13 protein-coding genes are annotated in these 12,587 nt (G+C 70.9%); 8 read left to right on the forward strand and 5 right to left on the reverse strand.

Features of this window, described 5'->3' with window-relative positions; translation table 11 throughout:
- The first annotated feature begins 55 nt into the window (after positions 1-55).
- Both ACIBEF_RS10985 and ACIBEF_RS10990 read left to right on the forward strand, forming a co-directional pair.
- The gene (locus tag ACIBEF_RS10985; protein ID WP_396793090.1) at positions 56-1,153 is read left to right on the forward strand and encodes an SRPBCC domain-containing protein; all 1,098 of its coding nucleotides are present in this window, start codon (positions 56-58) and stop codon (positions 1,151-1,153) included.
- 13 nt (positions 1,154-1,166) lie between these two features.
- On the forward strand, positions 1,167-1,799 hold the full coding sequence (locus ACIBEF_RS10990; RefSeq protein WP_396793092.1) for a hypothetical protein: 633 nt from the start codon (positions 1,167-1,169) through the stop codon (positions 1,797-1,799).
- A 45-nt stretch (positions 1,800-1,844) separates the two neighbouring features.
- Here ACIBEF_RS10990 and ACIBEF_RS10995 read toward each other — a convergent pair whose 3' ends face one another.
- A complete protein-coding gene (locus ACIBEF_RS10995; protein WP_396793094.1) occupies positions 1,845-3,881 on the reverse strand; it encodes a glycosyl hydrolase family 28-related protein in 2,037 nt (678 codons plus the stop codon).
- Positions 3,882-4,101: 220 nt separating this feature from the next.
- On the opposite strand from ACIBEF_RS10995, the gene ACIBEF_RS11000 reads away from it, so the two are divergent.
- The 3 genes from ACIBEF_RS11000 to ACIBEF_RS11010 all read left to right on the forward strand — a co-directional run bounded on the left by ACIBEF_RS11000 (position 4,102) and on the right by ACIBEF_RS11010 (position 7,960).
- Positions 4,102-5,184, forward strand: coding sequence for an NYN domain-containing protein (locus ACIBEF_RS11000; RefSeq protein WP_396793096.1), 1,083 nt, complete (start codon positions 4,102-4,104; stop codon positions 5,182-5,184).
- Between the two features lie 116 nt (positions 5,185-5,300).
- A complete protein-coding gene (locus tag ACIBEF_RS11005; protein ID WP_396793098.1) occupies positions 5,301-7,778 on the forward strand; it encodes an AAA family ATPase in 2,478 nt (825 codons plus the stop codon).
- Positions 7,766-7,960, forward strand: coding sequence for a helix-turn-helix transcriptional regulator (locus tag ACIBEF_RS11010; RefSeq protein WP_396793119.1), 195 nt, complete (start codon positions 7,766-7,768; stop codon positions 7,958-7,960). The genes ACIBEF_RS11005 and ACIBEF_RS11010 overlap by 13 nt, the downstream gene beginning before the upstream one ends.
- A gap of 68 nt (positions 7,961-8,028) precedes the next feature.
- On the opposite strand, the gene ACIBEF_RS11015 is transcribed toward ACIBEF_RS11010, so the two are convergent.
- Positions 8,029-8,247, reverse strand: coding sequence for a hypothetical protein (locus ACIBEF_RS11015; RefSeq protein WP_396793099.1), 219 nt, complete (start codon positions 8,245-8,247; stop codon positions 8,029-8,031).
- Positions 8,248-8,346: 99 nt separating this feature from the next.
- Positions 8,347-8,886, reverse strand: a complete 540-nt coding sequence (locus ACIBEF_RS11020) for a hypothetical protein (protein WP_396793101.1) — start codon at positions 8,884-8,886, stop codon at positions 8,347-8,349.
- A gap of 58 nt (positions 8,887-8,944) precedes the next feature.
- Here ACIBEF_RS11020 and ACIBEF_RS11025 point away from each other — a divergent pair, with 58 nt between their 5' ends.
- Both ACIBEF_RS11025 and ACIBEF_RS11030 read left to right on the forward strand, forming a co-directional pair.
- Positions 8,945-10,033 carry a hypothetical protein gene (locus ACIBEF_RS11025; RefSeq protein ID WP_396793103.1) on the forward strand — a complete coding sequence of 363 codons (1,089 nt, stop codon included), beginning with the start codon at positions 8,945-8,947 and terminating at the stop codon, positions 10,031-10,033.
- 157 nt (positions 10,034-10,190) lie between these two features.
- Positions 10,191-10,412 carry a hypothetical protein gene (locus tag ACIBEF_RS11030; RefSeq protein ID WP_030335934.1) on the forward strand — a complete coding sequence of 74 codons (222 nt, stop codon included), beginning with the start codon at positions 10,191-10,193 and terminating at the stop codon, positions 10,410-10,412.
- A 92-nt stretch (positions 10,413-10,504) separates the two neighbouring features.
- On the opposite strand, the gene ACIBEF_RS11035 is transcribed toward ACIBEF_RS11030, so the two are convergent.
- Both ACIBEF_RS11035 and ACIBEF_RS11040 read right to left on the reverse strand, forming a co-directional pair.
- The gene (locus ACIBEF_RS11035) at positions 10,505-10,714 is read right to left on the reverse strand and encodes a DUF397 domain-containing protein (protein ID WP_396793105.1); all 210 of its coding nucleotides are present in this window, start codon (positions 10,712-10,714) and stop codon (positions 10,505-10,507) included.
- Complete coding sequence (locus ACIBEF_RS11040) at positions 10,707-11,573, reverse strand: helix-turn-helix domain-containing protein (RefSeq protein WP_396793107.1); 867 nt, start codon at positions 11,571-11,573, stop codon at positions 10,707-10,709. The genes ACIBEF_RS11035 and ACIBEF_RS11040 overlap by 8 nt, the downstream gene beginning before the upstream one ends.
- A 764-nt stretch (positions 11,574-12,337) precedes the next feature.
- On the opposite strand from ACIBEF_RS11040, the gene ACIBEF_RS11045 reads away from it, so the two are divergent.
- Positions 12,338-12,496 (forward strand): hypothetical protein, encoded by a 159-nt coding sequence (locus ACIBEF_RS11045; protein ID WP_396793108.1) that lies wholly within the window; start codon positions 12,338-12,340, stop codon positions 12,494-12,496.
- The last annotated feature ends 91 nt before the right edge of the window (positions 12,497-12,587 follow it).

Raw genomic sequence — 12,587 nt, forward strand, 5'->3', positions numbered from 1 at the left:
CAACCAGCTCGGGCGGGCGGGACAGGCCGGGCGGGCAACCCGTTAGAGTCTCGCCGTGATCGAGATCGGTGCGCAGGTCGAGCTGTCCCACCCGGCTGAGCGGGTCTGGCGCGCCCTGACCGATCGGGAGTTGCTCGGCCGGTGGTTCGCCGAGGCCGAGATGGTCGAGGGCGTACCGGACCGGATACTGCTGCGCACCGCCGGCCTGCCCGGCTTCCAGGCCGACGTCGAGGTCGAGGTCACCGAGCGGCAGGAGCCGGACCTGCTCGTGCTGGCCTGCGACGAGGCCGGTCGGCTCAGCGAGGTGACCTGCGACGTCACGACCACAACTCAGGGCTGCCGGCTGGAGGTGCGGGAGGTCACCACGCACGGCGGGTGGTCGGTCGAGCAGCAGAAGCCGCGCGAGCAACAGCTCCGGCAGGCGCTGACGGTACGACTGCCGGCCATTCTCGACTGGCTCGCCTTCCAGCAGGTCGACCTGCGCCGGGCCGACGGTGGGATGACCGCGGAACTGCCGCTGATCGGCGTACGCGGCAGGGCCGGCCGCAACCCCCGTCGGCGTCGCACGCTGGTCGCCGTGGTCGCCGGGGCCGTGCTGCTGGCGGGGACGGTGGCATGGGTGACGTTGCCGCCCGATTCGAAGCCGGTCGCCGCGCCCGCACCGACCGCGACCGCGTCCGCGTCGCCGACCGCGACGGCCGGCAGGGCGACGATCGTCTCCACGGCGACTCCCTCGGCGCGCACCTCCCGGGCCACCGCATCGGCGACCACCCGGCCGAGCCGGACCCCGTCGGCGAAGCCCTCGCTGACGCCCACGTCGGCGGCGCCACCTCCGCCACCGGCGCCCGTCACGGCCCGCTACGAGACCGAATCCGACCGACTGTTCGGCTACACCGGAGAGATCGTGGTCGGCAACCCTGGCGGCGCACCGGTGGCGGACTGGGCAGTGGTGGTCACCCTCGCCGAGGGCACCACTGTCGACGACGTCGACGGCGCGAACTGGCGACAGGACCGACGGGTGGTCACCTTCACCGGAGCCGCCGTGGCGGCCGGGGGATCCCAGACGATCAGCTTCGACGTCCGCGACAGCCGGCCGAACGCCCGGGAGCCGGAGAGCTGCACGATCGGCGGGCAACAGTGCGCGGGCCTCTGACTAGGCTGCCGTCATGGCACTGCTGCACAGGGCGACCCTGCACCCCATGAAACTGGACCTGCTGACGGCCTGGCTGCCCACCCGACAGTGGTTCGCCGGACCGAGCGGTGTCGAGCTGGTCAGCCGGGGCGCCTACCGCTTCGACGACCCGGACGGCGAGGTCGGCATCGAGACGATGCTGGTCGGCGCCGCCGACGGGCCGGTCCACCATGTTCCGCTCACCTACCGCGCCGCGCCCCTCGATGGTGCGGACGGCTGGCTGGTCGGCACCACCGAGCATTCGGTGCTCGGCCGGCGCTGGGTGTACGACGGCTGCGTCGACCCGGTCTACGCGGCCGCGCTCGCCCACGCGATCCTCACCGGCAGCGGTCAGGCGGAGCAGTACTTCGAGGTCGACGGCCGGCGCGAGGTGCGTGAGCCGACGGTGACGGTCGTCGTCGACGGCGCCGCCGCCCAGGTGCCGGCCGTCGGCGCGGTGCGACGGGTGGTCGACGAGGACCGCACGCTCATCGCCACCGACACCGTCGAGCTGGTCGTCGTGCGCCGGCCGGGGGCCGGGGCCGACGGGTCGACCGGGGGCACGCTGAGCGGCAGTTGGGACGGTCAGCCGACGACCGTTCCGCTGGCGTACGCCAGGACGCGCTGATCCGTGTGCGGTGGGCGGCCCGATCGAACGGGCCGCCCACCGCTGTCACCACTGTGCCGGAGGCGGGGGCGGCGACACGGGCGGCCGGTCGTCGCAGGTGATGGTGTTGGGCAGCAGCCACGGCGCGAGCCACCCGCCGTCGTTGCCGCCGAGGTCGGTCAGCGTGAACTCCGAACCGGCCGGGGTGAAGTGGAACGATCCGCAGTTGTTGACGCCGACCGCGCCCACGTTGCGGGCGTCCACGTTGGCGAACGAGGCGGACCCGGCAGCGCGGGCGCTGAGCACCGAGGTGCCGGTGCCGTCGACCCGGACGTCCCGGAACCGCGCGTCGTTGATCGAGTAGAGGTCCTTCACCGGCCAGTCGCTGACCAGCATGATCGCGTTGTACGTGTTGTCCAGGTACGCGTCGCCGGTCACCTCGATGGGCGCCTCGATGCTGCGATCCAGGGCGAAGACCCAGATCGCGCCCAGCCCGATGTTCCAGTTCAGCTCGTACGTGCCGGCGCGGGCCGTGGTGTTGTTCGTGAAGCGCAGGTGCCCGGTGAACGGCTCCGCGCCGAAACGGGCCCCGGCGTGCAGGCCGCTGCCCTCGCGTACCGGGTCGGCGACCAGGTTGTGCGAGACGGTGGTGTCGGTGCCGCCGTAGATGGCGATGCCGTTGGCCAGCGTCGGTGACTGCACGGTGTTGTGGTCGAACGTGTTCCGTGCGTTGGCCGTCTTCTCCGACCACATCGCCAGGCCGTCGTCGCCGGTGTTGCGGACGAAGTTGTGCGACACGAGGGAGTCGGTCACGCCGGTGTGGAAGTTGAGCGCGTCGGCGATCTGGTCGACGATGATGTTGTTGGTGACGCGGACGTTGCGCATCGGGCCGTCGAACCACAGACCTGCCTTGGTGTGGTGCAGGTAGAGCCCGTCGATCGTGGAGTCGCTCATCGCCCCACCGATCGCGTTGACCTGGTCGGTGTCGATGCGTTCCCGCACGTCGCCCTCGATCGCGAAGCCGGAGAGGTGCACGTTGCGGCTGCCGCCGTCGGCGGCGTCCCGCCCGTAGAACCCGACCCCGGTGTGCACGGAGCCGTCCGGCGCGGGGGTGGGCAGGGCGACCTCGCGGCCCTTGATCGTGGTGTACCAGTTGCCGGTGCCCTCGATGGTCACGTCGTCGACGATGATGTGCCGGTTGACCTGGTAGGTGCCCGGCGGGATGTAGACCTTGAGGTGGGCGCGCCGGGCGAAGGCGATGGCCCGGTCCAGCGCGTCGGCGGAGTCCCGCCGGCCCGTGGGGTCGGCGCCGAAGGCGAGCACGTTCGCCGCGAGCAGTCGGACGTGCGGCGGTGCCACCAACTCGGAGTCGAGCAGGTCGATGACCGTCCAGGCGGCGGCGCTGCCGGGCGGCGCGGTGAGCCGGACCTTGTCGCCGGCCCGGTAGGTACGCCCGAGCAGCAGCCGCTGCTCGTCGTAGAAGTGGGTGGGCCGGAACGGCTTGGTGATGCTCGGGTACGGCGTGGTGGCCGACGGCACGCACTGGCACTCGGTGATCCACCAGTCCGGGTGCAGCAGCCCGGCCTGCGGGTCGTTGGTGAACGGGTACTGGTTGTAGAGCCACGAGTACTGCGATGTGAGCGTCATGGTGCGCAGGTGCTTGCCGTTGACGGCGACCCGCAGCGGCGCGGTGATCCCGCCACCCTGCGGCGCGTCCGGGATGCTGTACCGCACGGTGATCCCGTTCGCCGCGCTGGGCAGGACGAATTCCACGTACTCCCCGGGGGTGAGCCGGACCGCCCGGCGGCCGGAAGCCTCCGCGGGCAGCGTGTAGGCGGTCCGGTCGGGCCCGATGATCTCGCCGTTGGTGCGGGCGTTCTCTGCTTCCTGCTCGAGGAAGTCGACGTCCGCGCCGCGTCCGGCGACCAGCGCCGGATCGAGGGCGGCCCGGGTGACCACCGGCTGCGCGCCGGCGGACGCGGGTGGACTGGCGACGGCCGCGGTGGGTCCGGCGACCAGCACGGCGAGACCGGCCGCGAGCGCGACGGTGGTGCCGCTGGGCCGGCCGGGGCGTCCCCGCGCCGGCGTGAGGCTGCGAAACATCGGTGACCCTCCTGGGTGGGTGGTGGTGGAGGTCCGCCTGGCGTCCCCCCGACGCCCGACATTGATCGCCATGATGCAGCACCAGACAGGGCGCTGCAAGACAACTATCGAACAACGAAAATAAACGACTATCAGGCCGCAAGAAATGGACGGTCGACGAGTTGAGGTGCCGCGCGTCACCTGCCCCCCACCAGCTCACGCCCGGCGTAGGCTGATCCGCGTGGATCAAGAAGACCGGATTGCCCTCTTCCTCGACTACGAGAACCTCGCGCTGGGCGCGCGCGACCATCGCGGCGGCGCGGCCTTCGACTTCCGGCCCATCGCCGACGCGCTGGCCGAACGAGGTCGGGTGGTCGTCCGACGGGCGTACGCCGACTGGTCCTACTTCGACGAGGACCGCAGGATGCTCACCCGCTCCCACGTCGAGCTGATCGAGATCCCGCAGCGGATGGGCGCGTCCCGTAAGAACGCCGCGGACATCAAGATGGCCGTCGACGCGATCGAGTTGGCGTTCGAACGCGACTACATCTCCACCTTCGTGATCTGCAGTGGTGACAGCGACTTCACCCCGCTGGTGCACAAGCTGCGCGAGCTGAACAAGCGGGTCATCGGCGTCGGGGTCGAGGGGTCCACCTCGGGGCTGCTTCCCCCGGCGTGCGACGAGTTCCTGTACTACGACCGCTTGGAGGGCGTGGACATCCCGCCGGCCCGTGGTCGGCGCGCTCGTCCCGCCACCCGGCAGGCCGGCGCCGAGCAGCGCCCACCCGAGCCGGAGCAGGAGCAGGAGCGTCGTACACAGGAGGCGGAGCCCGATCGGGATGTGGACGCCCTCGCGGTGCTCGTCGCCCAGTCGGTCGCCGGGTTGCAGGGCAGCGCCAACGGCGAGGTCACCGCCTCCCGGCTCAAGCGGACCCTGTTGCGCAAGGACCCCACCTTCAGCGAGTCCGACTACGGCTTCCGCACCTTCGGCGAACTGCTGCGCCACCTCGCCGAGCGCAACGTGATCGAGCTGGCCGAGGGGCCGGCGAAGGGTGACCCCGAGGTCTCACTGCCCGAGCACGGCGACCGGGAGGTGGCGTTCGGTCTGCTCCGCGGCGTCGTGGCGGAGCTCGGTAGCGGCGGCAACCCGGTGGCGTTGTCCGGGTTGAAGAACCAGGTACGCCGGGCCCGCCCCGACTTCAGCGAGAAGAAGCTCGGCTACCGCAGCTTCCTGCAGTTCTGCAAGGCCGCCGCCACCGCCGGCGTACTGGACCTGCGCTGGAGCCCCGAGGCCGACGACTACCTCCTGACGACCCAGGGGTGACGGCCCGACCGGGCCAGGCGGCCTCCGCCGGCCATTGACCGTCGTCGAGCGGGAGTGCCGAGCCTGCCCATAGGGTGGGCGGTAGGGCAGTCCCGAGAGGCGAGGTGAGGGTCGGCATGTCGGGACGTGGCGAATGGACACTCGTCGGGCGCGACGACGAGCTGAAGACCATCGAGGACGTCGTGTCGGCGCGCCTGCCCGGGCTCGTGCTGGTCGGCGACGCCGGGGTGGGCAAGACGCGTCTGCTGCGCGAGGCGCTGACCCGCGCCGCCGAGAACGGCGTGGAATGCCACCGGGTCTCGGCGACCGGCGCGGCGCGGTCCATCCCGTTCGGTGCCGTCTCCCATCTGATACCCGCGCCGACCGGGTCCCGTTCCGACCCGGTGGGGTTGGTGGTCAGCGTCGAGCGGGACTTCGCCCGCCGGGCCGGCGAACGGCCAGTGGTGATCGGCATCGACGACGCGCACCTGCTGGACGAACCCTCGGCCGGGCTGCTGCACCAGCTCGCCGTGCACCGGCTGGCGGTCGCGGTGGCGACGGTCCGGGCCGGCGAACCGCTCTCCGACGCCCTCACCTCGCTGTGGGCTGGATCGGGCCGGCGTCTGGACGTACGCCCGTTGCCGGCAACCGCCGTGGAGCACCTGCTCGACGAGGCGGCGCCGGGTCCGCTCGACGCGATCAGCCGCCGTCGGCTGACGCGCCTCGCCGACGGCAACCCCCTCCTGCTGCGGGAGCTGCTGGCCGACGCGATCGACACCGGTGGGCTCCGCGAGTCGCGCGGAGTGTGGCGGTGGCGCGGCACCGCGTCGGGCAGCCCTCGCCTGGCCGAGCTGGTCAGTGCCCGGCTACGCGCACTGGAACCCGCCGCCCGGCAGGTGCTCGAGGTGGTGGCCTGCGGCGAACCACTACCGCTGGCCCTGCTGGAACGATGTACCGACCCCGCCGCCATCGAGGCCGCCGAGCGGAGCGGCATGGCGGTCGCGGAACACTCCGGCGCCCGGACGGCCCTGCGCATGGCGCACCCGCTCTACGGTGAGGCGCTCCGGGCCAGCATGCCGGCCAGCCGCTCCCGCACCGTGTTCGGGCAACTCGCCGACGTGCTGGCCGGCATGCCGCTGCGCCGCCGCGACGACGCGCTGGTCGCCGGGGTGTGGCAACTGCGCTCGGGAAGCGTCCGCCACCCGGGCATCGCGCTCGCTGCCGCCCGCCAGGCGCTCGAACGGTTCGACATCGACCTGGCCGAGCGTTTGGTCCGCACGGCGTACGACGCGGGGCAGGGCTGGGAGGCGCAGTGGCTGCTGGCCCGGGTCCTGCAATACCAGGCACGGAGCCAGGAAGCGTTCGACATGCTTCCGCCGACCCCGCCGCCGGGTAGCAAGCGGCTGGCGATCTGGGCGATCACCAGGGCCGGGCTGCTCTACTGGGGGCTGGATCGGATCGACGAGGCACACGAGACGCTGCGGATGGTGCCGGAAGGCGCGCCGGGCCACGACCTCACCGAGGCCACCCGATCGTGGGTGCTGTTCTACGACGGGCGGTGCGAGGCGGCGCTGGAGGTCGGCCAGGCCGTGTTGAACCGACCCGACACCGGCGTCCGTGCCGCCAGCTGGGCGACAATGGGGGCCGCGTCGGCGGCCGGGATGCTCGGTCGACTCGGTCTTGCCGCGGACCTGGCCGAGCAGGGCCGGGCGGTGCTCGCCGCCGAGCCCGAGCGGCTGCCGTGGAACGAGGCCCAGGTCGGCCTGGGGCTCTGCTACGCCCGTTACGCCACCGGGGATCTGACCGGGGCAGCCGAGCTGGCCGACCAGGGCTATCGCGACGCAGTGGCCAGCGACGCGCGGGGGATGGTCGCCGTCTGGGCGGGGTTCCGGGGGATCATCGGCAAGACGCAGGGCCGGCTCGACGCCGCCGAGGCGGACCTGCGGGAGGCCATCGCGTTGGTGGAGGAGAACGACCAGTACCACCTGGTACGCACCTACTGGGCCGAACTGGCCGGCGTCCGTGCCCTCGCCGGCGACCTGCCGGGCGCCCGCCGGTGGCTGGCCGCGGCCGACGCGCGGGCCCGAGCCGCCAACCGACTCTTCCACCCCTGGGTGGAAATGAATCGAGCCTGGGTGGAGGTGGCCCAGGGCGATCTCACCGCCGCGATCCGAACCGCCCGCAACGCCGCCGATCTGGCCCGGGACAGTGAGCAGCCGACCATCGAGGCGGTGCGCTCTACGAGTGCGCCCGGTTCGGCGGGCCGGAACCGGTGCGGGACCGGCTGGCCGACCTGGCCGACCGGATCGGCGGGATCGCGGCCACGCTCGCCAGAGCGGCCGACGGTCTGGCCCGCGATGACGGGCCGACACTGGAGACGGCTGCTGACGACCTCGTCGCCCGTGGCCACACCCTGCTTGCGGCCGAGGTGCTCGGTGCGGCTGCCCGTGCGTACGCCCGGCACGGCCGACCACGGGTGGCGGTGGCACAACGGGCCGCGACGCTGGCCCGGGAATGCCGGTCCGTACGCACGCCACTGCTCGCCGCCAACGCTCCGGGTGCCGAGCAGGCGACGCTCACCCGTCGGGAGCGGGACGTGGCCATGCTCGCCGTGACGCTGCCCAGCCGCAGCATCGCCGACCGGCTCGGACTGTCCGTCAACACCGTCAACAACAACCTGGCCCGGGTGTTCACCAAGCTCGGCGTCCGCAACCGCAAGGAGCTGGCCGTCGTGCTCGGCCACGACCAACCTGCGGTGCTGAGCAGGTCACCCGTCGCACTCCACCGTCCACAGTAGGTAAGGACGACTGATCTACCGGGTTACCGGACGCATGCCTACCGTGCGGTAACACCCACCGGTGCATTTCAGTCCCTGGAGGACGGCATGAGCCAACTGGATCCGAGCGGACCGCCAGGACCGCGACCCACCAGGTCAGTCCACACCCACAATGCCTTCTTCGCCGCCATGATGGCGGTGATGGTCGTGGCGGTCACCACGGCGGTCGCCACGGCGGCCGGCGGTGCCCCGTCCGCCCCCGCCGCGGCGAAACCGGAACCGGTGTCGTACGAGGCGCCGCCGTGCACCCGTCAGTTGGAGGGCACCACCTGGCTGCTCGACCCGTGCGTCAAGCCAGGCGGGAAACTCCCCGCCGAGGTCGAGGCGCGGCTCGCGCAGATCCGTACTCACGCTGCCGCCGCCACCACCGACTGCCCGGACCCGACGGAATCACCGTCGGCCTCGACGTCGCCGACCCGGGCAACCCGTCCGCCGGTGACCGCCGATCCGGTCGTGCTGCGGGCACCTGGCGCGACCGCGACCGCGCCCACCTCGACAGCGTCGCCCACCAGCACGGCGTCGCCCACGGCCACCGGGTCGCCCTGCCCCTCGGACAGTGCCTCGCCGTCCGGCTCCACCTCTCCGTCGGGTACGTCCTCGCCGTCCGGGAGCGCGTCGCCGTCGGACAGCGCCTCACCCTCGGACAGCGCGTCGCCGTCGGACAGCGCGTCGCCGTCGGACAGCGCGTCGCCGTCGGACAGTGCCTCGCCGTCCGACAGCGCCTCACCGTCGGACAGCGCCTCGCCCTCGGACAGCGCGTCGCCGTCCGGTAGTGCCTCCCCGTCGGACAGCGCGTCGCCGTCCGGCAGTGCCTCGCCATCAGATTCGGCGTCTCCCAGCGAATCGGCGTCCCCCACCGAGCCGACCGATCCGACCGACCCGCCCACCGGACCCACCGGAGGACCCCCGCCGCCGCCACCCCCGCCGCCGACCGGCTGCCCGAACGTGAGCGGCAACCCCACTCTGGTGGACGCGAACAAGGACCGGATCCGCTGCCGGGAGGTGCAGACGGTGTCCGACGACACGGTCCTGACCCTCACCGGGGACTCGATCAGCTCGGCGCACCACCAGTTCGGCTTCGGTGTGGGCCCCGGCTGCCCGATGACCTCGTTCGACGGCCGTGGCATGCCCGGCAACAACGGCGTCTACAGCTACGGGCGGCGCTACTTCGACATGGACGGCAGCGTCGTCGACTACGACAACTACGCCCGCACCGGTTACGGCACCGGTGACATCATCGCGGGCCGCGCCGGTCCCGACGCCTGCGGCAACGCCTGGGGGCGGGTGGCCAGCCCGCTCGGCCTCGCCACCGCACGGATCGCCAAGGCCAAGGCGGACGGGCACAACGCGTACCACGCCACCACCGGCGGCGTGAACAACACCAACTGGACCACGGTCCTGACCCGGCTGGCCATGTGTCGTGGTCTCGAGTTCGCGGCGGAAACCCTGGACCCCTACGGGGTGTTCCGCTTCGAGTGGGCCGCGGTGGGCGGTAAGGCGGGCATCGTCACCGGCGGAGGCGGCTGCAACTTCTGGCTCGACCTGCCGGCCGGCGAGGACTACTACATCAACATCGGGGTGCCGCGCTACGACGGCCCGGCGCAGTACGCAGGCGTCACCGCCGACGCCACCACCATTGTCAACTCACTGCTCGGCGCCGGGGCGGACAAGGTGGTGTGGATGCTGTACTACGACATCACTCCGGCCAACATCGACGTCGGCCAGTACGCCTGGGCCAAGCTCAAGTCTCTGCTGCCGACCGCGACGCACTCGTACCTGCCGGCGGCGCCGGTGTCGACACTGCAACCGCTGATCGATCCGCTCTGGGTGGGCAGCGTGCGCGGCGTGATCAGTGATCTCAACTGGGCCATCCAACTCGGCGTCCCGTTCGACCCCGCCGTCCGGGTTGCGATGCCGCCGCCGTTCACTCCCGGTGACCTTCAGATCACCGCCGAGGGTGGCTCGCCGCACCCCAGCCCCTCCGGGCAGGACGCCTTGGCCAACACCCTGGCAGGGGTACTCGGCGGCATGTGAATCGCGCCTGATTCGTTACTCAGGACGGGGAGGAGCCGCCGTTGCGGCTCCTCCCCGGTAACGGTCAGGTTGAAGTGCGCCGGATTTACGACTATCGCCCTACTATCAACCCTCCTGCGCCGTACCCTCCACGCAAGAATTGCTATACGGTCGGCGAATGAAGGTCGAGGAGCACTGGTGGAACGGAGACACGACCCCGCGCGGACGCCGGGACGTGTACATCCGTACTGACGGGCAGGGTTGGGAGGTCCGCGCCCAGATCGGTGGGGCGTCGGGTCGTGAGCGGGTGCAGCAGTGCCCAAGCCGGGCCTCGGCGGCCATCCTCGCCGACGCCTGGCGCGGCACCCACCCATCCTGGCGCGAGCTGAAGCAGCGCTGATCCGGCACCGGGCCGGGTCGGCAACGCTCCCGGGCTACAGCCCGGCGCGCCCGCCGACCGGCCCGGCGCTCGGTAACCACTGACCAACCCGACTACGGTCGCGCGCGGCTCAGCTGATTGGTGCGGGTAGCCCCCACGAACGTGCTCCACTGCTCGGGACGGAAACACAGCGCCGGGCCGGTCGCATCCTTGCTGTCCCGAACGCCGATCACGTCGGGCAGGTTGTCGGCCACCTCGACGCAGTTTCCCTGGGCGCTGCTGCGGGTGCTCTTGCGCCAACTGGCGCCGGTCAGATCAGTCATGGTGTTTCTCCTTGATGTTCTGCATGAGCTCACGGGACTTCGGCACGCTCAACGCCTCGGACGTGAGCGTCTTCCAGACGGCGGCGTACGCCTTGACCTCTTCAATCCGATCCAGATACAGCGCGCCGGACAATCCCTCGCTGTAGACGGTTGTCGGCTCGGCGGACCTGGCACCGCTGGTGGGAAAGTCGAGGATGACGAAGCTGCCAGCCACCGCGACCTGAGTCAGCCTGCTGCCGAGTGGCAGAAGCCTGATGGACACATTGGGTGTGTCGTCGGCCTTGATGAGTCGAGCTATCTGGTCGGCCATACCGGGAACGGCCCGGTGTAGTAGTGCCTCCTCCAAAATCACGTCCAGCGTGGGGGCGGCCGGCCTCTTCCTGGTGAGAATCCGCTGACGCTCGGTCCGCAGTTCGACCAGCTTGGCCACCTCCTCATCCGAATTCTCGGATCGGCTCCGTCCTACCTCAGTCGCGTACTGCGGCGTCTGCAGCAGGCCGGGGACCAGGGCATGCTCGTAGGTCCGAATGCGGCTGGCCGCTGATTCCAGCCCCACGTACAGCTCGAACCACCGCGGAATGATCTCGCCGTAGGCGTGGTACCAACCCTTGCTCTTGGACTCCCGAGCGAGACTCACAAGGACTTCGGTCATGTCGGAGGCGACACCGTAGAGGCGGCACATCTGGCCCACGTCCAGCGCCCGAACCGGGGTCTGCCCCGACTCGATCCGGTACATCTTGGCGCGCGACCACTCAAGGTCGGACGCGGCGGCCTCCAGGCCGATCCCTGCCTGCTCCCTGGTCTGTCGCAGTAGGCGACCGAGCTGCCGTCTCGGCACCGTCGAACCAGCCTCGGTCATCCGCACCGTCCTCTCGGTCTCATCCTGATGCGTCCTGTGGCGTTGATTGAGACGCCACACGCATCATTCCCCGAAATGCGCCATGCGTAGTGAACATCTCACGGCGAGTGTTGCAGGAGGAATCGTCGCTCCGGGATCGTGGCGGTTGTCTGGGCTGGTAGAGGGCGCTTCGCCGTCGGTCAATGCCCGGTGTTGGCGAAAGGGGACCATGATGATTGAGCAGTGGCGGCCCGAGCCTCCGTTCCTCGTGATCATGGCTGGCTATGTGATCGACCTTCACCACCGCGACGTCTGTAGCCGGTGCAGGCCGGACGGGACGTGTCCGAGACTGTCCGAGGCAGCCGAGCGTGTGGCGGCCTGGCGGAAACGCCGCAGGTGAGGCTCCAAGCGGCCGACCTCCTGCTGGTCGACCGGTCCGCGAGCCCGCAGTTCGTGGTGCCCATCAGGTTTCGGCTGATTCGGATCCTGCCGTTCGTCACTTACGACGGTTGGGCGTGGCTCGACGGATACCAGGTAAGCGTCGGCGGCCTGGCCATCGCTCGCCGGGAGATCTATGTCCAGCCGGCGAAACTCCGGAAGCTCGCCAGTGCGCCTCGCCGACCGCCCGCCCCGGGCTCTCTCGATCAAGTGATGAAAAGTAGGTCCCGGGGAGCGGGTTGAGCTACTTCTCATCACTTGATCAAGGCAGGTCGGCGGATCTCCGTGTCTCCGCCCTCAGGTCGGGTATCCGGAGGGCTGCCGGTCGCGCCCGATGGAGGTCGCCCATGTCGCAGGGTCCCGATGAGGAGTACCCCAGGATCGACGAGGAGGTCCGAGAGGCCGAGCGTCGGCTCGCCAGCCTCGGCACCTCGTCGGACGACGCGCTGACCGACGAGGACGCCCGCGCGCCGGACGATGCTCCCACCGAGGAGAACGCCGACTAGGTGTTCTGTCCATGGACGTTGGTGACGGGGCGTAGATCTTGAAATGGGTGAGGACCTCCGGGTGAGGTGGAGCTTGTCGAAGGTTCCGCAT

It is taken from the genome of Micromonospora sp. NPDC050795 (genome assembly GCF_044456785.1).
Lineage (GTDB): Bacteria > Actinomycetota > Actinomycetes > Mycobacteriales > Micromonosporaceae > Micromonospora.